Genomic DNA, 21,343 nt, shown 5'->3' with positions numbered 1-21,343 from the left:
GACGTCAGCGTCCATGATGTGCCGCAGTTCGGCGAAGAGGACCGTGGTACCTCGTCATGAGCCTTTCCGGGCCATGGCCGCCTCAGCGGCTCGGCGAAACCATGTCAGTGAGTTCCTGCCGCAGATCCAGGCAGCAGCGCACAAGCCCCCGACCAGCTAGGCCATTCCACTCGCACGCGCGTGTGAGAGAGTCACGCACATGATCGAGCCCTGGACCCTCAGCGACGGCACCGCGCCAGCGTCGCCCGCTGCGGCTCTGGTGCTGCTTCGAGAGCGAATCGCCACAGGGCATCTGGAGACATGGCTGACCAGTTCACGTGGTCGTTCGCTCGCGGTGATCACCAACAGCGAGCGCGTGATGTTGATGCTGCTTGACGACCACGACGACCCTGGCGAGCACGCCGTCACGCCGCTTGCCGGTCCGCAGCATGGCAACGAGCAGGCCGCGGGACGTCTCGATCGCCACCGAGATCGGGTTCTCCTCGGTGTCACCGTGCTCGGCGAGCAGCTCCATCAGGACCTTGTAGCCGGCCGCGTCGTCGGTGATATGCCGCTTGGCCACCAGAACGCCGGTGTCGTCGACCAGGGCGACATCGTGGGCGCGTTCCGCCCAGTCGATTCCACAGTAGATCAAGCTGTCCCTTCCCCTTCATGCAGGCGTTTGCGCTGGTCACGAGCGCATGCGGGCCACGCGAGCGACCTAATCCAAGGCCTCAACCGCAGATGAGTTGGGCCGACACCTCACTAGCCGTTCGTGGCACAAGCGCACCCCACGGGTCTCGGTCTGCACAGGAGCTCGGAGGGCTCTGGCATTGCGGGAGGTCGCCGTGCGGCGGGCTCGCACCACGGAGTCAACGAGCGAGCACAACTGTTGGTGGTGGCGGCCACGTGGACGCCGGACGCCGCACGGCCTGTCAGGAGGCTTCAGAGAGCCAGGACGAACGCAGGCATCCGCCGACACCCCGTGACCGCCACCACCCTGAGCATCAGACCGCGCTCCGATCTACGCCGAGACGTTCACCGCCCGGATGGTCATAGATGTCACGGTCTGCCAATCGAACATCCCGAGAACCACCTGCTCCCTCGGGACGCCTTTAGTAAGGGATTAGGCTCCCGGCGTGTGCCCCGGCTGGGGTGGGCTTCTCAACGCCCTTCTCGGCAGGACATCCATGCCGAGGTCGTGCATGGCTCGGGAGAGCTGCCGGTGCCCGAAGCGCTCCCAGTCGGCCGCCTCCTGCAGCAGGAGCAAGTCCGGCTGACCCATGCTCAGGATCCGCTCCGCCAGCGAAGGCCACCGGTCCTGCGGATCTCCGCTGCCGGTACGCAGCCCGCCATGGCTCAGGTTCTGCACCACGATCGTCAGCTCCACGCCGCTCCCCTCCCCCGGTGTCCCTCTCTGTAGGACCGCATTTCGCGTGTCCTTTTCTCATTGACGATGGCCTCTGCCCGGCCCAAGGGACAGCACGGTGAGACGAAGCCCTGGCGTCGTTTGGGATGCCGATTATTCCGCTGGGGTGTCGCTGCCAGCTTGTCGAAGCGGGTGAGAGTGACGTCGTTCGCACAACTAGAGCGTGTCTGCCACGGGTACGCCGGGGAGATCGGCGGCGCCGTCTGGGACGCCGATCCACGCGGCAAGGGCGACTGGGTCCGGCGGTGTACCTGTGACAGCGGCTACACGGGCATAGACGGCCCGGACGACCTCCGGACGGTGGGTCAGTGACTGCGCTGCCATAGCAGTGCTGGGATTCCGGAAGGATCCCGCGGCACCGGGCCTGCGCAAGGCGAGTCCGAGCCGAATCCAGGGCTCGTGTCGCTGTGGCCACCGTGCCACCTGGTCGGCAGACAGATGGCGTGCCCACTCGACCTCGCCCAGGAGGCGGGCCACGTCGGCGGAATCGAAAACCTTTTGGGGTGCCCCCGAGACACCGAAAGCAGTGGATAACCGATTCAAGTCGGAGAGGTCGGTAGCTGCTCGGCACAGCAGTTCCGTGTAGTCGTGGAGGGAGGGCACCGTGCGGTCGGGGCGCAGGGCGCTGACGACGTCCCGTATGGGCGGATGGGGCACGCTGGATGACCATGCCTCGGCGAGTTCCGCCACGCTGGCGGATTGAGGGCACAGGTGATGCAGCCGCCATCGCGTGCGGTGGGCCACCACGGCTTCTGTGGCGAGTGTCGTCACGTCGTCGGGCGGGGCAGGATGGTAAGTCCAGGTCGTGGCACTGTCGCCCATCATGCCTGTGAATTCCCGGCCTGCCGCGGTGAGACGGGGAGAGGAGCGCAGCACGGTGTAGGCGTCCCAGGTCTGCATGCGCCAGTGGATCAGCTGGAACTGGGCACGCCGCAGTGCGTCGCCCGTCGCCTCGTAAGTGAGTCGCCGCCAGAAGTCGACCACGCCGAAGAAGGCGAAGACTCCGTGGAAGAAGCCGGATAGGGGGCGTGGGTCGTCACGCCACGGGGCGTAGTACGACTCAGCCTCTGATTCTTCGTCCTCGTTGCCGTACAGGTCCGTGACGTCCAGTACGGCGTTCAACTTCATGTGCCGGAATTCGTGGACCAGGGTGACGGCGAGTTCCACAGCATCCGAGGGAGTGGTAAGGACAACTCCTCCGAACGCGTCAGTGGACGATACGGAGTTCATCACGCCGCTGGGCGTCGCGGGTCGGGGCGTGAGGGTGGTGAGGGCCGCCGCCATTGCTTCGGCCTGCCGAGGGTCGGTACGTGCCAGCAGGTTTCCCGCTTCACGAGTTAGCTGTCGCCAGCGGGTGACCTCTGCCAGGTCCAGCCGGGACGGCGCTACAGGGCCGTCCGTCTCTCGGTAGGGATCCTGGTCGTCCAGGACGAGGTTGAAATGGCTGGGCCCTATGGGCTTTGGCATGCGGTGTATGGGGATCCAGCCATGGGGTGTTCGCTCGGCCGGGCTGGGCAGCCGCACCTCGGTGTTAGCGCTCCTGACCACGGCTGAGCCGTTTGTTGCCACGACCTGCGCCGTGGTGGATCCGGCGGCGCGCAGGTCGGCGGTGCCGAGGGTGGGCAGGAACGCAAAGCCGTCGCGCAGCGGGACTGGGAGGGTGAACGAGAGTCCGGCCCTGATAGCCGTCGCCGCTGCGACAGCGTGTAGGTGCGGAATGTCGGCGGACGGTGGGCCGGATCGCGCGGAAGGCCCGCTGGGGAGGGACTCAAAGGCTCGTAGCGTTTGGCTCATCCACCTGCCTACGGTCGGATGGAGCAGAACCGTGGTGACTGCCTCAGGATCAGCGGAGTCGGCCCGCAGAAGGAGGTCCCGCACCTGCGAAACCACGGGTGTCATGTCCGTGCAGCCGACTGTGACCGCGTCTGCCTGGCGCAGGAGTTCACCCAAAGCCAGCACACGCACGCCGCGGTGGTGAGCCCGCAGTCCTTCGATCAGGGCGAGGTCCTCGTTACCGGTCGCGAGGTCCCTTATGGCGTCGGGGCTGGGGAAGGAGGATTCGGACCTGCGCCTCCGGCCGGTCCGCTCGAAGCGGGGAACGGATGAGGGGCGGTAGGTCTGAGAGGACGGCCTGCCATGGTGTGGAGGCGAATAGCGCCTCTCCGGCACGCTGGTTCCTGAGGAATAGTCTCCGCCCGGGTCTTCGCCGGTACTGGTCTGATGGGGCCGGATGAACCGGGCCAGGATTTTTGCCGTGGCAGGGGAAGATTCGTCGTCGTGGCGCTCGGGTGATAGGGCCTGTTTCAGTGAAAGCTCTGTCAGGTCGGGGGCGGCGGACGCTGGTTGATTCTGGACCTGCCACGGGTTACCCATGGGGGTGGCTCCTCGACCTGGGGCGGCGTCGTCAAGGTTGTCGCGAGTGTCCTCCGTAGCGGGCGGAGAAGCGGCTCGCTGGGCGAGTTCATTGAGCACCATGGTGAGGTTTTGCGCGCAGATGGCGACATTGGGATGGTGGTCGCCCAGCCGTCGCTTACCGGCCTCCAGTACGGCCTGGAAATGCTCGGCGGCCAGGTCGGGGCGGCCGAGGAGGTGCCAGACGGTCGCGAGTTCGTGCCGGGTGGCGATCGTGCCCGGATGGTCCGGCCCGAACTGGCGCTCGTTGGTCCGCCAGATATCGGTGAACTCGTCTCTCGCCCGTTTGAGGAACTCCGGCTCCGACTCGTGGTCCCGGATGATGCGGGCACGCTCGTGGCGGGCGACGAGCACATAAGGATGGTCGGGCGCCAGCACCTTGAGATGTTCGCGTACGACATCCTCTGCAACGCGCTCGGCTTCTGCGGCATGACCTGCGTCGCGCAGGGCTCGCGCGAGGCTGATCCCCATGGCCAGCGCGGCGAGGTCGCTTTCCCCGGCCAGTGCCAAGGTCAGCCTGCGGACGTCGCGCAGCTCGCTGACTGCTTCTTCGAGGTGACCACGTTTGTGTGCGAGCCTGGCCAGGTCGTGCCGAATGCGCAGGATGCCCAGTGGGCCGGCCTGCGGGTTGCGGCGACGCATCGTGAGGGCCGCGCGCAGCTCTGCCTCGGCAGCCTCGTACTGCCCCATCTCCCGAAGTGTGCGCGCCCGACCCGTCCGGGCCGACTGGAGGTAGGGATGCGCGTCCGGCAGACTGCGCTCGCCCACGTCCGCCAGGTAGCCGTACAGGACGTCCGCTTCCGTGAGGTCGCCGTTTTCGCGCAGTGCCCGGGCCAGCTGCAGCCGGGCGGCGATCGTGGCGGGATGCTCGTCACCAAGCAGACGCGCCCGGGCCTCACATGCGGGTGCGAGTTCAGCGACGGCCTCGCCGTACATGCCCACGTAGATGTGGTACTCGGCAGCGCCTACGGCAGGTTCGGTGGCAGCGGCAACCAGAACCGCATCCGTGTCCTCGCCGACGCTGTTCTCGTACGCGGACAGCAGAAGGCGAGCGGCGGCACCGTGGGGTGCGATCGCCCGCCACACCGACCAATACGCAGGATTGCCCGCCTTCAAGGGGCTGGTGACCCGGTGCAGAAGAGCTGCGACGAGACGGAGCATGGCCGGAGCCTGCGCGACGAAATCGGCATGTGCACGGCTGGCGGCCCGGACCATCGGGTGAATGGTGATCCATCTCAGCGGGTCCCCGTCGGAGGCGTCGTGCGTCACTTCGATGGTGATCAGCTTGAGCCCCGCCAGACCCTTCAGAGCCTCCCGGATCTGGGGCTCTGTCGGGTCGCTGAATAACTCGCTCTCGGCGAGCAAGTCCGGAGCGAGCAGTTCCGGGGATGGAATGGGGGCCGGGCCGAAGGCGGACAGCAAGCGCAGGAGAGGGCGGGCCAGGCCGGCGCCCTGCCGGTGAAGCAGATCGAGGGAGAGCTCCCAGGTGCTCATGATCGCCCGACGGCTCCGCTCGGCCGGCCCCAGGTCCGTGTCCGGATCGGACGCCATGTCGGCGAGGCGTACGTTGAGGCTGCGGCGATATGCGGCGAAGGTCACGGGCGTCGACGGCGACGGCAGAGGGTCGTCGACCGCCCGCGCGAGATAGGAGCCTGCGAGGTCGAGCGCCAGCGGGAGGCCCCCAAGGTGCTCGGCGAGTTCCCGGGCCTGAGGTACGGTTCCCGACTGCGGCGCCAGGTCACACAGCACCTGCGCGCCGTCCTCACGGGAGAGCAGGTCGACGCCGACGATGTGTACCCATTGCTGCCCCCAGCGTTCTGCGCGGGACTCACGGCTGGTGATCAGCACCGTCCCCCAGGGGCGCGCAGGCTTCCGAAGCCATCCGACGCCCTCGGCGGTTCGGGCTGGTGCGGCTGCCAGCACTGCGGGATCGTCGACGTTGTCGAGGACTAGAAGCCATGGTGTGGTGAGGGCATCGAGCTGTTTCCACAGCACGTCCGCGGGGTGAGCCCCGCCGAAGTCAGCCGTTCTGGCACCCGCGGCGAACGCCACCGCGCGCAGCGCCCCGGACAGGCCCTCGCCGTCTGCTCCCGATACCCACCACACCTGAGCAGAGGAGCCCGCCAGCCTATGAGCCGTTTCCAGCGCGACCGTCGTCTTGCCGCACCCGCCCATTCCCGACAGCAACCACACGCCCGGCACTCCCGAGTCACCGTCGGCACGCCGCGTCACCGCATCGGTCAGCTGGGCCACCAGTTCCTCGCGCCCCCGCAGTCGGTCCGGTGCGACCCTGCGCTGCGGCACGGCCAAGGGCATGCTCACGGCAGGGACCGTAGGCGCCGCTTGCGGGAGCCAGGGCAGCGTGCCGACCTGGTCCAGAGAGGAGGACCACTGCGATGGCTCGATGTGGTTGTAGGTGACCTGGGCGCCTGGGGCCATCGCGCCAATGGAGAAGCTGCCTTGATCTGCCCGCGCTGTGACGTGCGTCAACTCGGTCTTGGCGGAATGCGTTCTAGTGGGTGGTGGGCCTGGGGTGGCCGGTCCGTTCAGCCCTGGGACGGATCCGGCTCCGTAGGGGTGCCGATCCGGGCACCTCCGTTGATCACGGCCGCGGCGATCGAGTGGTCGCCGGCGTGGATGCCGCCGCCGACAACCAGGCTGCCAGGCCCGGCAGTTGCGCTGCCCTGGTACGTGTACCTCGCGAGCACATCACGCAACCGCGCGGCGGCCTGGTCGCGCTCCGTGCCGTCCAGAGCTTCGAACGCCGCCTCGAAGAGAGCCTGCCAGGAAGCCTCCTGACGAATCCGAGCCCGTTCCAACTCACCGGGCTCAGCGGTCTGCAACGCCGTTGCAGTCCGGTCCAGCCGCTCCAATTCCGCCCGCTCGCGCTCCGCGTCGCCCCGGCCGAACCAGCGTGCCACCGCCTGGCGCAGCTCGCTCCATGCGTCCGTACCGGCCGCCGTGACCACGGCTGTACCGCCGGACGCGGCTAGCGCCAGCAGCACCTCGTCGACCATCATGTCCTCCCCCGAATCACGGATGTCCACCACGGCGGCAGCGCCGAACCTCAACTCGTTGCAGAGCCCTACTTCAACGCCCACCATAGAATTTGTGGCATTGTTTCGATGCTCATCATCACGCCACTCTGTCGTGTGGCTCTAGAAGCCATTCGCGCGTCCAGCACAGCCCGCCTGATCGCCAGGCCGCGCACGCGGTGCGGGCTTGCGTCGGCTGCAAAGAATCATCGGCTGTCGCAGCCCCGTCGTCTACGAAGCCGCCTTGGCGGCCTGATCACCACATCGACGGTGTCCGTCGAAGCGGATCAAGCCCACCTGTAGGCCCAGGGGACAAGATCGTGAGACAGAATGGCGTAGCCCTTGAATGAGACGGACGCGGTAAGTCCAGGTCGCCGCAACGGAATGGGCCATTCCGAATGCGAACCTACAGCTCTCACCGTAGCCATGGCACCACGCCGCGGTGGCCGAAGGGCTGGCAGCGTCGGATGCCGTTGCCGGCAGTGCGGGCAACCAGGGCGGGGCTCGAAAGGTGACGACGTCCGGCCATGGGCGCCTGTGCGCGGCGTTAGGAGACCGGCGTGCGCTCGGGTGCACGTTGAGAGGGCCAGCTGCGATCACTTGACGGCGCGTTAGCACAGGTCAGCGAGGTTCCAGGGCGAGAGAGATACCAAGATCGTCGTTGCTGCGGGGTGGGTCTTCGGAAAGAGATCCGAAAATCAAGCCAATCGCCCGTACGAAGTCTACGAAAGTGTCCGATCAATTCCACGTTGTGCTGTAGATGGGGGCATTTGACCGAATGGCAGCGAGCAGAGGGTGTCACTACAGTCACGGAGCGCGAACCCGCGCTTTTCCACGACCCGGGCTCGCGCTCCACAGCATCTCGACCTACGAGAGCCCTTGCCTGCTTCCCCCTTCGAGCGTGGCACCAAACGCCTTCGGCGTCGGTCCGCGCATGACCATAACAGGGCTGCTGTCCAGGCCGACACGCCCGGCAACAGTGAGGCAACACCCGGCAACACCCGCGCGGTGTCCCCCGCCGGGGCCCTGATCACTCCGGTGCTCATCGTCTTCCCCGGCTCCCCGGACTGGGTAGAGCTGGCAACGTCCCTGGTCGCAATGGCTGCATGGGCGGTCATGGCCCGCCGCAGCCGCCGCGGCGACCCTCTGGTGTCCTGACGATCCGAGGACCGAAGCCCCCTCGGCCCTCGCACTCTTCCCTCGGCATCCGTGCGACGAAACGGGTGCACCCACACCGCTCTTCGTATCAAATCCCGGGCGCCGATCCCCATTTCGTCGCCCGGGCATGGCACCGGAAAAGGAAAAAAGCCACAATGGGGAACACTTTCGCTCAGCCCACCTGCAAACAGTGCGGCAAAGAGCGTCGCCTTCAAGCCACCGGGCGTCCCGGCGAGTACTGCAGCACCCGCTGCCGCCAGAAGGCACGCCGGCAACGGCAGGCAGCGACGCCGCCGGACACCGAGATGTTCGACCAGGCTCTGGGCAGGGGCTGATGACAGGTGGTGCAGATGCCGGTCCAACGCCCGCCTCGTCGACCACAAGTCCGGGAGCAGGGACACCATCCGCTTCGACATGCTGCACGTCGTGCCGCCCCAGTCGGCACCCGACTGGCTCAAGGCGAGTCCGCTGGCCGTGCGCGGACCCCGGCGGCTACGTGGAGATCGACAAGCACACCATGCGTCATGTGCGTTACCCCGACATCTTCGCCCTCGGCGACGCCGGCTCGTCACCCAACTCCAAGACCGGAGCCGCGATCCGCAAACAGGCACCGGTCGTCGCCCGCAACGTGAGCGCCGGCCTCGCCGGTGCCGAGCCGCTGCCCGCCTCGTACGACGGATACTCCTCCTGCCCGATCACCACTTCTCGGCACACCATGCTGCTCGCCGAGTTCGACTACACCCTGCGACACCGTCCCACCTTCCCCCTCATCGACGCGACCCACGAACGCCGCGACATGTGGTACCTCAAGCGCTACGGCCTGCCGTTCCTCTACTGGAACCTCATGCTCCGCGGACGCGCCTGAAACCCGGCGCAGGCCCTGGCATCACCCGCTTGCGGCCACCGGGCTCGCGGCCTCCGCAGCGGCGATGAACCGCGCCACCTGCCCGGGCAGTTCCGCGTTCCGGTACCAGGCAAGGCAGACCGGGGCGGGCGGCAGATCATGGACGGGTACGACCCGGACGGCCGGCGGCGCCATGTCCGCCAACGACGCCACGAAAAGGTGCACCGCGTCCGACTCCACCACCAGGGCCATCATCTCCGGAATGCCGTTCACCCGGTGACGCCTGTGGATCGGCCGGCCCTGTGGGGTACGGCGCGGCACGATTTCATCCCACAGGTACTCGGGGAAGTCACCGGGGCGTTCGAAGACGTCGTATGCGGCGATCTCCTCGACGGCGCGTGACTCGAAGTGCAGCACCTTGCTCGTGACCGGGTGGGATCAGGCATCGCGGATTTCCTCGGTGAGGGCGGCGTAGGCGCGGAGGCGGTCCGGGCGATCGTGTGTGCCGTCGATCCGCAGGGCCGCGAAGGGACCGGCCGAGGCCGGCAGCCATGGCGCCTGGCGGACGACCAACTCGTCCCCGGGGCCGACGATTTCGTCCAGTACCGCTTCGACCAGCAGGTGGTTGAGGTGGACCAGACAGTCGGCGATGGTCACCCCGGCGGTGGCCACATGCAGCTCCCGTCGGACCGGAGCGCGCCCTCGCGGATCCTGGCCGGTCAGTACCGGCACCACCGCGGAGGGCCGGGTCGGCAGTCCGGCCGACCCGTCGAAGAGTTTCAGCAGCCGGCGCAGGGCGGTGCTCTCGTCGGCGGGTGCCGGGCCCTGCCAGGCGGCCGACCCGTCGTCGGCCACATGACCGAAGGCGAACCGGTCCTCGAGGTTCTCCGGGTTCCCGGCGAGAAAGACGGTCCTGGTGAAGTCGCGGCGCCAGTCCGCGGCTGCGGACCGGTCGATGCGGGCGGCGAACGCGCACGTGGCACGCACCCAGGCCGGCAGGTCGAAGTCGCGCAGCACACAGACCGCCAGCACCTTGGCATCCTGCGAGGCCCGGGTGATCTCCCGCTTCGCGCCGAGCAGCCCGTCGGTGGTCAGCAGGTCGAAGCGCGCCGCCAGCTCGGGCCGGGCGCTCACGATGCGCCGAGCCACTTCTTCACGGAGCAGTTCCTGGGAGGTGGTCACAGGTAGACCTCCGAAAGCAGGTCGGAACTCGGCGCCGGCCGGTGTCTGGCCAGCAGACTGGACGTCAGCCGGTACGGATTGACGTACAGGTGGTCACGGCGGTGCCGGGAGAGGACCTCCGGCAGCGGTGCCGGGTCGGTGGCCCTTCCCCGGGACAGCAGCCGGGCGGCACGCGCCAGACTCTGACGCAGCGCCTCGGCGCGGAAGGACTGCTGCTGGCCCTGGCCCAGCACGGCGATGAAGTACAGTCGCATGCCCAGCCGGAGCACCGGATCGTCGTACTCGGCCGCGGCCCTGCTCAGCAGGGCGCCGGTGGTGTGGTCGTGCCAGCCGCCATGACGCGCGGAGCGGATCACCCCGTCGATGGGCACCCGGCCGAGAGTGACCCTGCGGACGGTTGCTCCGAACGCGGACAGCGTGCGCTCCAGCAGCAGGTAGTCGGGTTCCAGCTCACGGTCGTACAGCAGCACCGTCTCGTCGAACCGTGGTGCCAGCGGTACGAGTTCCCGCAGGGCGCACGCCAGGTAGTTGGGCCGGCCCTGGGCGTCGACGATCTGGCGCAGCGGCAACCCGTACCGGGTGGCGTCGAGGAAGACCGGGTTGCCGTACGCGCGCTGGTCGAGACACATGCCGATGGCGCCGAGGCGGTCGATCACCTCCTCCAGCCCCAGGCCGGGCGGCTGGTGTGCGAGCAGCCCGGGGTCGTGCATGCCGAGGCGCGCGTAGTGCGCCGCCCACAGCTGAAGGACCCGGGCGCTCGCCGGGTGAACCCAGCCGTGCAGTTCGACGGCCTCCGCGTACGGACGCAGGGCGGCGAGGCCGGCCCGTTGTCCCTCGGACCGGTAGCCGACGTACAGTTTGCCGATGCCGTCCTCCGTGAGACCGGAGTAGTCGGTGTCCCCGACCGTGCGGTCGAGGTATTCCCAGAAACCGAGGGTCTGCTCCGTGAGGTGGTAGGTGGTGGGGCTGTACCGATAGGTCACCTCGGCCAGCTGCGCGGTGGCCCGGTACATCACGTCGGTCCACAGCAGCCCCTTGAGATGGCTCGGTGTCAGGGGCTTGGACGGGGTCACGGTGATCGGGGCCAGTAGCACCCGGCGCCGCACCGCACCGGGGGGCACGGCTTCGGCATGCGGGAGCCGTGCCCGGTCGCGCACCGAGGGGGCCTGCAGGATGGTCTCCACTACGCTCCTTCCGCTGCCGCGATCAGGTGGAGGAACTCGTCCCGGCTCGGCACCGCGGGCAGCAGCGCCGGATCGATCGGGAGCGCCTGCTCCACCCGGGCCCGGAACTTCTCGTCGCCGAAGGCCGCGGCCGGAGTGCTCAGCCCCATGATCACGCGGGTGACGGAACGCCAGACCAGCCCGTCGGTGAGTGTCACGGCCCGCACCTGCGCTGGACCAGGGGAAACGGTGGGCCGGTGCCAGCCCCCTACGCCGACTACTGTCGCGCTCGCCATCTCAGCTCCGTCGCCCGTGGACGAAGAACACCCGGCGCACGTCGGCCTCGGAACGGTCCGGTACCGGGTCGGGCCACCGTCCGTAGTCGGCCGCCGGGTCGCCCGGCTGGGTGGCCTCCACGGTGAAGCCGTGCGCGGCGAACAGTGCTTCCGGCTCGTCCGTGCCGAACAGCCACGGGCAGCCCCAGTCGGCGAACACGTCGAGCAGGTCACGCATGTCCGGCAGGGTCAGCGACGCCGCGTTGACGATGTCGGCGGCTATCCGGCTGCCGGGTTTCATGATCGCCGCCACCCGGTCGAGGATGCGGCGCGTGTCGTCGCGGGGGATGTAGTAGAGCAGCCCCTCCAGCAGCCAGGTGGACGGCTGCTCCGGGTCGTAGCCGGCAGCCGTCAACCCGCTCTCCCAGTCGGGCGAGGTGAGGTCGAGGGCGATCGAGCGATGGTCGACCCGGGGGCGTACGTCCTTAAGCCGCTCCTCCTTGTAGGCCAGCACCGCGGGCCGGTCGGCCTCGAAGTAGCGGATACGGGAGGGCCAGTCGAGCCGATAGGCGCGGGAGTCCATCCCGGCGGGCGCCAGCACGATCTGGTTCATCGCCGGGTCCTGGGCCGCTTCCTGGAGGAAGTCGTCGAAGAACCGGGTGCGGATGGCGTTGTAGTCCGGGGTGCTCGGGACCGTGCGGTCCGCGTCCTTGGGGAAGGTGGCCTGGCGGATCTCGCGGAGCAGTCGCAGACCTCCCTCGCCGGCCAGCCGGGCCGCGTAGGGGTCGTTGTAGAGCCGGTCCTCCCGCCCGGTCTCCGCCGCGCGCAGCGCTGCCGTCAGGAGTGCGGTCCGCTCGACGGCATCCAGTTCCTCGGTCATGCCCTGCCTCCCCCGCTGACCGGATCAGTGCCGGTCAGCCGCTCCCAGAGTGTGTGGTCCTGTCGGAACAGCCGGTCCTTGACCTGGGTCGGCCGGATGCCGGTGGCGACACTGGCGTGCCAGTCACGCAGGAAGGCGTCGCCGTCCAGGCGCCGCACGGCCAGGGGGTCCAGCCGGCCGGCCGAACGTGCCGTCCGATAGGCCGCGGCCTGCCTGCCGATGGCTGTGTCCAGCTCGGCGGCGAAACGACCGGTCTCCTGCTCGCTCCACCCGCCGCGGGCCGCGACGGCGAACTCGTAGTGCGGGGCGGCGCCCTCGGGCCCGTCCGCCACCCGACAGGCGGCGTTGCGGACGTCGAGGCCGGTGGCCTGCGCGGCCTCGGCGAGCGCGCGGATGACTTGGGCGTCGCGCAGCCGCTCGCCGACGGCGTCCGACCGGGTACTCCGGCCCGCGTACTCCACCCGAGGCACGCCGCCGACCCGGTCGACGACCCGGACCACGTCGCCGACCGCGTAGCGGTACAGGCCGCCGATGTGGCTGAAGATCACGTGGTAGTCGCGGCCCGGTTCCAGCTCGTTCATGGTCAGGGTCGAGGAGTCGGGCCTGATGTCGGACTCGGCGTCCAGGAACTCGTAGGCCGACGCGGTCACCACGAGGGAGCCGGCGGAGCCGTGCCGGTCGAGGGCGACACCGACGGGCCCCTCGGACGCGGCGACCGGCGCCGGCAGCGCGGTCACGCCGGGACCGAACTCCTCACGCAGCCGCTCCAGGTAGAGCGACGCCATACCCGTCGTCCAGAAGAACAGTGCCCGCATGTGAGGCCAGACATGGGCCGGGCGCACCGTCCCGAAGTGGTCGGCCAGCCGCTCCAGCGTGGCCGCTCGCTCCGGGTTGGGACTGCCGTACGGCACCCCGCCGAGCGTGCCGTCGCGGATCTCCTTGACCAGCCGGGGCCACCAGAGGTTCAGCTGGTAGGGCAGGGCTGCGACCATCGCCGGGTTGATCCCGATGACGCAGCGGACATCTCTCTCGGCCGCGAGGCGCAGCCGCAGGTAGGTCTTCTCCAGGTGGTCGTTCTCCTCGACGGGCACCGGGAGCGTGCCCCACGACGCGAACGTGCCGGGCTCGGCGGACAGCGGCTCGCCGAACCTGGTGCCGAGGTCGACCTGGCTGGCGCCGACATGGGGCCGGCCCGAGGCGGTGGTCGGGGGCGCGGGACGTGGGTCGTGTTTCAGGTTCAGGACGGCGTCCGGCCGGTCGAGCACATCGGGGAAGTGCTCGATCAGCGGGGCCCAGGCAGCGTAGTAGAAGGGGAAGAAGGTCCGGCGCATGAAGCCCGCGGTGACCGGGATCTTCTTGTGGGCGCCCGTGGTGCCGCTGCTGGTGAAGTACACCGCCGGGTCGTCCGCGCTCAGCAGGTTGCTCTCGCCCGCCGCCATCCGCTCGATCCAGGGTGCCAGCGCCGTGTAGTCGTTGATCGGCACCGCTTTGCGGAAGTCGTCCAGGGAGCGGATCGCGCCGAAGGAGTGGGCGCGGCCGTACTCGGTGTCGGCGTTGTACTCCAGCAGCTCGGTCAGGACGCGGCGTTGGTGGCCGTCCGCGTCCGCCAGCGCGGCTCCGATGCTTTTCCGTTCACCGAGGACACGCTCCCGGTAGCTGCGTATCCGGGCCGGATCAGTCCACACATCAGCCGATTTCACGGCCCATCACCTCTCCTAGTATCTGCACGGTCCGCGATATGTGTGCCTGCTCCCCGACGACGGTGACCGGAAGGTGCCGGACCTCTTCCCACATGGCCTCGCGCAGGTCGGACTGGAACTTCTCGAACGACGGCTGGTCGGGCTGCTCGCCGTAGTACTCCAGGGAGTTGGTGCCGGCTCCTTCACCGCAGCGCTTCCAGGCCTGGGCCGTCGACACCTCGAGGAAGATCACCCGGCGCGGCTGAGGGAAGGTGCGCCACCAGTCGAACACGGGATGGCTGTCGACTCCGGCCAGCCGGCACTTGGCGAGGATCTTGTAGTAGTAGGAGTCGACCAGAACCGGTGCTCCGCCGGGGCTGCGCTCGATGCTGTCGCGCAGATGGACCGTCGCTGTCTGCAGCAGGCTGACCATGAAGTCGAGGGAGTAGCCGTGGTGCAGGTCCGGCAGGACGTCGGCGATCAGGTTGCGGCGCAGTCTTCCGATCAAGGAGTGGCCGGGCTCCAGGAACTCGTCGTCGAGGGAGACGACGCGCCAGGAGGGCGCGCGGTCGGCGAGTTCCGTCAGCGCGGACGACTTGCCGGCGTAGTCGGTGCCGAGAAGCACGACGAACGGGGGTGTGGTGCGCAGCGCACCGGCCCCGGAGCCACGGGGGGTCGTAAGGCTCGTGGTGCCCCGCGTCATCGGCCGCGCCGTACGTGGTATTCAGATGCGGGAACCGGCCGGTTTCTGGAATAACTCAATAGGTCAGGGACAGTGGGTCGTAAAATGAAATCTGCGGAATTCGACACGCTTTTCCCCCTGATCGTGGCATACGGTTCCATCGACTCATGCAGTTCACCCCGCCCCGCCGAGCCCGCGGCTTTGCCGACCCGACCGACATTAGTTCGCCTTTCGTTGTCGATCAAGCCTTGACATTGCCGATTGGATGGACCACCCTGCCCTCGATGCGGCGACCGGACCAGCGGATTGATTTATTCCGCAACATGGGAATGTTGTCGCGCGGCCAAGTAATTAGCCTGCCGGGCGGCCCGCCCATTTCACCGCAGTGCGTCATTCCCTTGGCGCACCTCGAACGTTTCGGCGGATGTGCCGCACGGCCGGAGGAACCCGCCGTGCGGCACATCGCGGTGACCGAGCGGTTACGCGGCCGCGGGCCGCCGTGCCGTCACGATCAGGTAGCCCAGCTCGGGCGTCTCCAGGTTCTCCCCCTCGGCCGGCTTCAGCTTCGCGAAGACCTCGGGGTCGACCTTGGCGGCGAGCTGCTCCATGTTCTTGGCGAGCGCCTCGCCGAGCCGCTTGACCGACTGCCGGGTGGTGTTGTCGCTGACGTCGATGATCTCGGCGCAGCGCAGACCCGCCTCGCGCAGCATGGACGGGTAGGCCTCGAAGGACGCCGGCGACTGCGTGAGGTACCGCTTGAGGATGCCCTCGATCACCGGGCGCCGCTCGTCCGAGATGGTCTCCCGCTCGTAGTTGTCGGTCACCGCTCTGGAGGAGGCTGCCACGAGGCGGAGAAGGCCAGGTCAAAAGGGGCGACTGCGACGAACGAACCGGGCAGGAGGCCGAAGGCGATCCCGAGCGGGAAGAGCGAAGGCGCATCCGGCGCCGACGCAAACTCCGGCTGAAGGCCGCCCTGCTCGGACGTTCCAGGGGCGGGCAGACCAGCAAGATCCATGTCGCCGGCGACCGGAAGTGCCGCCCGCTGGCATTCATCCTGACCACGGGCCAGGCCGCCGACAGCCCGCAGTTCATCCCCGTACTCAAGAAGGTACGGGTCCGCGGGCCCATCGGCCGTCCCCGCACCCGGCCCGACGCAATCGCCGGAGACAAGGCGTACTCGTCCCGCGGCAACCGCGCCCACCTGCGCAAACGCCGCATCAAGACGGTCATCCCGGAGAAGAAGGACCAGGCCGCCAACCGGAAGAAGTAGGGCTCCAGAGGAGGCCAGCCCGTCAGTCACGACGCCGGTCTTTACAAGGAGCGGAACACCGTCGAACGCCTGATCAACAAGCTCAAAGCATGGCGAGGCATCGCCACCCGATACGACAAGACTCCCGACAGCTACCTCGCCGGTCTCCACCTGCGCGCCTCGATGATCTGGATCAAGGACCTCACCAAGACCACCCGATGATCACGACTCGATATGCCCCTAGGTGACGCGCTGAGGTGCCGGACGCCAAGGGCGGGCAGGAGTTGAGTCAACGGTCAACCAGCCGTGGACGCGGGGCCTCACCCGTGGATTCCGCGTCGGTGTCGTCGGTGCCGACCGGGCCGCGGGGAAGCATCCAGTCTAGCCACTTCGGCAGCCACCAGTTGGTCCGGCCGAGGAGTGTCATGGTCGCCGGTACCAGCACCATGCGTACGACCGTGGCGTCGATGAAGATCGCGGTGGCCAGGCCGAGCCCGAACATTTTGGTGGAGGGGTCCTCGGCGACGGCGAAGGACAGGAAGACCGCCACCATGATGAGGGCGGCCGAGGTGATGATCCGAGCGGTGCGCGAGACGCCCTCCACGATCGCCGTGCCGTTGTCGCCGGTGCGCAGGTACTCCTCGCGCACGCGCGAGAGGAGGAACACCTCGTAGTCCATCGACAGGCCGAACAGGATGGCGAAGAGGAACATCGGGATGAACGACACGATCGGAACCGTCGCTTCCAGCCCGATGAGTGCGCCTCCCCAGCCCCACTGGAACACCGCGACCATGATGCCGTAGGCCGCTCCTATGCTCAGCAGATTCAGCAGCACCGCCTTGAGCGGGACGAGTATCGAGCGGAAGACCAGCATCAGCAGCAGGAACGACATCGCCAGCACGGCGGCGACGAACACCGGCAGGCGTTGGCTGGTCCGTTGGCCCACATCGGACAGGCTCGCGGCGGCGCCGCCGACGTGAGCCCTGGCCGGGCCGTGCCCGATCGCCGTGGGCAGCACGTCGGTGCGCAGCCGGGCGATGGTGTCGGCCGTGGCCTTGTCCTGAGGGCTGGTGGTCGGGAACACCACGAGGGTCGCGATGCCGGTGGCTCGATCGATGTGCGTCGGCGCGACGGATGCGATGCCCGGATCCGCCGCGACCGTTGCGACGAGTCGGTCCAGCACTCCCGGATCACCGGCGGGGTCCGCGGCGATGACGAGGGGACCGTTGGTGCCCGGGCCGAACCCCTCGGCGACGAGGTCGTAGGCGCGGCGCTCGGTACGGCTGTGGGGCAGTGAGCCGTCGTCGGGCAGGCCGACGCGCAGGCCGAGCACGGGCAGCGTCGCGGTCAGCAGCAGCCCCGCCGCGCCGACCGCGTACGGCACCGGGTGCCGACTGACGTGCCCGATCCAGCGACGCCACCCGGCGGCGTGGGCGGCGCCTGCCGCCGGGTCCCGCCGCCGTGCGAGTCGGCCCAGGTTCCTGGTCTGCAGAGCCCGGCCGATCCGGCCGGCCCGGGCCAGGCGTGGGCCGGCGGCGCCGAGGAAGGCCGGCAGCAGCGTCACCGACGCGACCACCATGGTCAGAACAACGATCGAGACGGCGAGCCCGCCCACCGTCATGAACGGCACGTTCGCGACCGCCAGGCCGAGGATCGATACGACGACGGTGCCGCCGGCGAAGACCACGGGCCTCCCCGCCGTGGCCACCGCTCGCCCCGCCGCCTCGCGGGGATCGAGCCCGCGCGCGAGGTACTCCCGGTGCCTGGCGAGCACGAACAGCGCGTAGTCGATGCCGACTCCGAGCCCGACCATGCTGCCCAGGACCGGTGCGAAGGTGGGGACGTCCGTCACCCCCGCCAGGACCGTCATCGTGGCGACCCCGACGGTCAGCCCGAAGACCGCCATGCCGATCGGCAGCGCGGCGGCGACGAGCGAACCGAACGCCAGGAACAGGATCGCGGCCGCGGCGAGGAGGCCGATCAGCTCGCTTGCGCCGCCGTCGGGGTCGGAGAAGGCGTAGAAGAGGTTGCCGCCCATCTCGATGCGCAGGGGCAGCTCGGCGCGCAGCCGGTCGCCGAGATCGACGAGGGCGTCGAGGTCTTTGGCCGACAGCCGGCTCTGGTCGGGGTACTGCACCCGGACGACCGCGATCCGCCCGTCGGCCGAGACAAGGCCGCCGCGCACGGTGGTGTCCCCGCCTGCGTCGAGTGCCCCCGCCGGGTCGCTCGTGCCGAGCACGTGCGGCAGCCGCTTCACCTCGGTCTGCAGCCGCGTGAGAGCGGTGCGCGCGCTGCCGTCGAAGAACGTCGCACCGTCGTCGAGGGGGGTGACGACCACTTGGGCGGTCATCCCCTCCTGGCCGGTGCCTGCCCGCTCGATCAGTTCCGCGGCCCGTTGGGAGTCCAGTCCCGGAGCGGTCATCGAGTCCGCGGTCCGCCCGCCGATGGCGATCGCGGCGAGGACGGCGAGCGTGGCGGCGATCAGCCATGCCGCGATCACCCGCCAGGGATGGCGGGCGGCGCTTGCGCCCAGGCGCAACAGGGCTTTCGAGAGCATCGGGTCCTCCAACCACCTCGGCGGCCGTCCTTGTACGGCCGCCGATGCCGAGGCTCCTCGCCACGGCGCTCCGCGGCATCGGCCCGCGGGCCGCGGATCCGTCGGCCCCAGGGCGGAGTGACGACCCGTCCTTTCGGCCGATGCGCGGCACGGCGCGGTCCCTAGGCTGAGAACCGTGCTCCGAGACGACCTGCGAACCCTGTGGACCGAACCCCGGCCGCCCGACGCGCCCGCCCGGGTGTGGCGGGACTGGGCGCTGCTCGCCGCGGGCCTTGCCGGTGTGGTGCTGGAGGCCACCCTGCGCGAGAACGTCGTGTGGCGGCCGGTGGCGGTGGTGTTCGCCGTATGGCTGTGCGTGCTGCCCCTGTGGCGCCGGACCCGCCCGCTGACAACGGTCACGCTGGCGTTCGGCGCGATGATCGTGCTCCAGGTGGCCTCGCTCCTCGCCGCACCGCGCGAGCCCGTCGGCCTGAACACCGGCGCGGTCGTCCTCCTGCTGGTGTACGCGCTGCCCCGGTGGGGATCGGGACGCGAGATCGTGCTGGGCGGCGCGGTGATCCTCGCGGCCGGCGCGCTGTGTTCCGTCACGGACGATACCCCGGTCGTCGAGAACGTCGTGGGCTTCGTCTTCCTGCTTCTGCCCGGCGTGGTCGGGGCTGCCGTGCGGTTCCGGGTGACCGCTCGCGAGCGGCAGTTGGAGCAGGTGCGCTCCCGCGAGCGCGAGCAGCTCGCCCGGGAACTGCACGACACGGTGGCCCACCACGTGTCGGCCATGGTGATCATCGCCCAGGCGGGCCGGGTGCTCGCGGGCACCGACCCGTCCGCCGCCGTCGAGGCGCTGGAGGGGGTCGAGGAGGAAGGGGCGCGCACGCTGGAGGAAATGCGCGCCATGGTCGCCGCGCTGCGCGACCGCGGGGTCGGCGCCCAGCTGGCGCCCCCTGCCGGAGTCGCGGATCTGGAGCGCCTGGTGCGCACCCCGGGTGGTCGCCTCAGGGTCGACTTGGGGCTCGACGGTGAACTGGACGCGCTGCCCCCGGCCGTGGACGCGGCCGTCTACCGGATCGTGCAGGAGTCGGTGACCAACGCGCTGCGCCATGCGGTCGACGCGACCGAGCTCGTCGTTCGGGTCGCCGCGGAACGGCACTCGGTACGGGTGAGCGTGCGCGACAACGGCCGGCGCACCGGCCGGGGTCGCGACGGATACGGACTTACCGGACTGCGCGAGCGCGCGACTCTGCTCGGGGGCACACTACGAGCCGGCCCGGGTATCGACCGGGGCTGGCATGTCGAAGCCGAACTGCCGAGAGCGAGGAGCGAGAGCGGTGTCCATTCGCGTCCTCGTCGCTGACGACCAGACGATCATCCGCACCGGGTTGCGGATCATGCTGAACGCCCAGCTCGGCATCGAGGTGGTCGGCGAGGCCGCCGACGGGCGGGAAGCGGTACGTCTGGCCCGCGAACTACGCCCAGACGTCTGCCTGTTCGACATCCGCATGCCCGTACTCGACGGGCTCGAGGCCACCCGGCTGGTCGCCGGCCCGGGCGTCGCCGACCCGCTGGCCGTGGTCGTCATCACCACGTTCGACCTCGACGAGTACGTCTACGGCGCGCTGCGTGCCGGCGCCCGCGGATTCCTCCTCAAGGACACGGGACCGGACCTTCTGGCGCAGGCCGTACGGTCGGCGTCCGACGGTGAGGCGCTCATTGCGCCCAGCGTCACCGTCCGCCTGCTCCAGGCATTCGCGGACCTGCCCGCCGGCCGGCCCGTGGCCCAGCCGGTCTCCCCCGTCACCGCCCGCGAGGAGCAGGTGCTCCTCGCCGTCGCTCGCGGGCTGACCAACACCGAGATCGCCGATGCACTGCACATCAGCCTCAGCACGGTGAAGACGCATCTGGCCAGCCTGATGGCCAAACTCGGCGCCCGCAACCGGGTCGAGATCGCGATGTGGGCCTACGAAACGCGCCGTATCCTCCCCGGAACCTGAGCCGGGTGCCGGGCCATGTCCCATGAGTCCCCGCCCGGACATCAGTGCACCGGTCGGCTCACGTCGGCTCCACGTGCCTCACCCGCCCCAGAGCGTGACGTACCAGGAGGCCGGAACCGGGACGGTGAGACACCCGATACGACAAGACTCCCGACAGCTACCTCGCCAGTCTCCACCTGCACGCCTCGATGATCTGGATCAAAGACCTCGCCAGGACCACCCGATGATCACGACTCGATACCCGCCCTAATCGTTCGCTTGATTCGATGCCTTTGCGGGCGGGGCAAGCCGGGTTCCAAGATGCACGTCCTGTCCGACGCGAACGGAGTGCCCCTACGCGTCGGCCTCTCCGCGGCCAACACCCATGACAGCCTCGGGCTGAAGCCGATGGTCGCCCATTTCCACATAGGACACGAATCCCACAGCGACCATTCCAAGCCCCAGCGACTGCATGCCGACAAAGCCTACGATGTTCCTGACCTGCGACAATGGCTGCACAGCCAGCACATCGGCGTCCGCATCGCCCGCAAAGAAATCGACTCAAGCCAACGACTGGGCCGCCGACGGTGGGTCATCGAGCGCACCATCTCCTGGCTGACCGGCTACCGCCGCCTGTCACCCCGCTACGAGCGGCATCCCCGCAACTACCTGGCCTTTCTCGGCCTCGCCGCCGCCCTCTGCTGCTACAAACGCCTCTGCAAACTGACCATGTAGGACACGGTGTTAGACGTCGTTGCATTTGGCGTGCTCGGTAGCCTTCGGCTCCTGCCGGTGATCTCCTGCAAGGGTGCGCCGAATATCAAGGGCCTGGGCAATCCGTTACGTCGCTGAGCA

General features: G+C 69.0%; 15 protein-coding genes and 3 pseudogenes. 5 read left to right on the top strand and 13 right to left on the bottom strand.

Features of this window, described 5'->3' with window-relative positions; genetic code table 11:
* Positions 1–406: 406 nt before the first annotated feature.
* From ACWD3E_RS40210 to ACWD3E_RS40195, 4 genes and pseudogenes are all read right to left on the bottom strand, one after another.
* Positions 407–634: pseudogene (locus tag ACWD3E_RS40210) on the bottom strand (IS110 family transposase); the annotation flags it as partial.
* A gap of 471 nt (positions 635–1,105) precedes the next feature.
* The gene (locus ACWD3E_RS40205; protein ID WP_451392438.1) at positions 1,106–1,369 is read right to left on the bottom strand and encodes a hypothetical protein; all 264 of its coding nucleotides are present in this window, start codon (positions 1,367–1,369) and stop codon (positions 1,106–1,108) included.
* A 195-nt stretch (positions 1,370–1,564) separates the two neighbouring features.
* The gene (locus ACWD3E_RS40200; RefSeq protein ID WP_451392448.1) at positions 1,565–6,136 is read right to left on the bottom strand and encodes an aKG-HExxH-type peptide beta-hydroxylase; all 4,572 of its coding nucleotides are present in this window, start codon (positions 6,134–6,136) and stop codon (positions 1,565–1,567) included.
* A gap of 230 nt (positions 6,137–6,366) precedes the next feature.
* Positions 6,367–6,921, bottom strand: a complete 555-nt coding sequence (locus ACWD3E_RS40195) for a hypothetical protein (protein WP_451392437.1) — start codon at positions 6,919–6,921, stop codon at positions 6,367–6,369.
* 1,588 nt (positions 6,922–8,509) lie between these two features.
* Between ACWD3E_RS40195 and ACWD3E_RS40190 the strand changes: the two genes are divergently transcribed.
* Complete coding sequence (locus ACWD3E_RS40190; RefSeq protein WP_451392436.1) at positions 8,510–8,878, top strand: hypothetical protein; 369 nt, start codon at positions 8,510–8,512, stop codon at positions 8,876–8,878.
* Between the two features lie 21 nt (positions 8,879–8,899).
* Here ACWD3E_RS40190 and ACWD3E_RS40185 read toward each other — a convergent pair whose 3' ends face one another.
* The 8 genes from ACWD3E_RS40185 to ACWD3E_RS40150 all read right to left on the bottom strand — a co-directional run bounded on the left by ACWD3E_RS40185 (position 8,900) and on the right by ACWD3E_RS40150 (position 15,542).
* Positions 8,900–9,274, bottom strand: a complete 375-nt coding sequence (locus ACWD3E_RS40185) for a LysR substrate-binding domain-containing protein (RefSeq protein WP_451392435.1) — start codon at positions 9,272–9,274, stop codon at positions 8,900–8,902.
* Between the two features lie 21 nt (positions 9,275–9,295).
* Positions 9,296–10,039, bottom strand: a complete 744-nt coding sequence (locus tag ACWD3E_RS40180; RefSeq protein ID WP_451392434.1) for a DUF6182 family protein — start codon at positions 10,037–10,039, stop codon at positions 9,296–9,298.
* The gene (locus ACWD3E_RS40175; RefSeq protein WP_451392433.1) at positions 10,036–11,223 is read right to left on the bottom strand and encodes a hypothetical protein; all 1,188 of its coding nucleotides are present in this window, start codon (positions 11,221–11,223) and stop codon (positions 10,036–10,038) included. Before ACWD3E_RS40175 ends, ACWD3E_RS40180 begins: the two co-directional genes overlap by 4 nt.
* The gene (locus ACWD3E_RS40170; RefSeq protein WP_451392432.1) at positions 11,223–11,420 is read right to left on the bottom strand and encodes a hypothetical protein; all 198 of its coding nucleotides are present in this window, start codon (positions 11,418–11,420) and stop codon (positions 11,223–11,225) included. Before ACWD3E_RS40170 ends, ACWD3E_RS40175 begins: the two co-directional genes overlap by 1 nt.
* A 79-nt stretch (positions 11,421–11,499) precedes the next feature.
* Positions 11,500–12,357 carry a class I SAM-dependent methyltransferase gene (locus ACWD3E_RS40165; RefSeq protein WP_451392431.1) on the bottom strand — a complete coding sequence of 286 codons (858 nt, stop codon included), beginning with the start codon at positions 12,355–12,357 and terminating at the stop codon, positions 11,500–11,502.
* Positions 12,354–14,057 (bottom strand): GH3 family domain-containing protein, encoded by a 1,704-nt coding sequence (locus ACWD3E_RS40160; protein WP_451392430.1) that lies wholly within the window; start codon positions 14,055–14,057, stop codon positions 12,354–12,356. Before ACWD3E_RS40160 ends, ACWD3E_RS40165 begins: the two co-directional genes overlap by 4 nt.
* Entirely contained in the window at positions 14,044–14,739 is a 696-nt protein-coding gene (locus tag ACWD3E_RS40155; protein WP_451392429.1) for a hypothetical protein, read from the bottom strand. Before ACWD3E_RS40155 ends, ACWD3E_RS40160 begins: the two co-directional genes overlap by 14 nt.
* A 458-nt stretch (positions 14,740–15,197) precedes the next feature.
* Complete coding sequence (locus ACWD3E_RS40150; protein ID WP_451392428.1) at positions 15,198–15,542, bottom strand: hypothetical protein; 345 nt, start codon at positions 15,540–15,542, stop codon at positions 15,198–15,200.
* Between the two features lies 1 nt (position 15,543).
* On the opposite strand from ACWD3E_RS40150, the pseudogene ACWD3E_RS40145 reads away from it, so the two are divergent.
* Positions 15,544–16,189, top strand: a pseudogene (locus tag ACWD3E_RS40145) (IS5 family transposase); the annotation flags it as partial.
* Positions 16,190–16,256: 67 nt separating this feature from the next.
* Here the strand turns inward: ACWD3E_RS40145 and ACWD3E_RS40140 are convergent.
* Positions 16,257–18,524 carry an MMPL family transporter gene (locus ACWD3E_RS40140; protein WP_451392427.1) on the bottom strand — a complete coding sequence of 756 codons (2,268 nt, stop codon included), beginning with the start codon at positions 18,522–18,524 and terminating at the stop codon, positions 16,257–16,259.
* Positions 18,525–18,699: 175 nt separating this feature from the next.
* On the opposite strand from ACWD3E_RS40140, the gene ACWD3E_RS40135 reads away from it, so the two are divergent.
* From ACWD3E_RS40135 to ACWD3E_RS40125, 3 genes and pseudogenes are all read left to right on the top strand, one after another.
* A complete protein-coding gene (locus ACWD3E_RS40135) occupies positions 18,700–19,872 on the top strand; it encodes a sensor histidine kinase (protein WP_451392426.1) in 1,173 nt (390 codons plus the stop codon).
* Positions 19,847–20,509, top strand: a complete 663-nt coding sequence (locus tag ACWD3E_RS40130; RefSeq protein WP_451392425.1) for a response regulator — start codon at positions 19,847–19,849, stop codon at positions 20,507–20,509. The genes ACWD3E_RS40135 and ACWD3E_RS40130 overlap by 26 nt, the downstream gene beginning before the upstream one ends.
* A 279-nt stretch (positions 20,510–20,788) precedes the next feature.
* Positions 20,789–21,223: pseudogene (locus ACWD3E_RS40125) on the top strand (IS5 family transposase); the annotation flags it as partial.
* Between the last annotated feature and the right edge of the window lie 120 nt (positions 21,224–21,343).

This window comes from Streptomyces sp. NPDC002676, assembly GCF_053592455.1.
The sequence above is the reverse complement of the archived record's forward strand: the minus strand, read 5'-3'. Positions and strand labels throughout refer to the sequence as shown.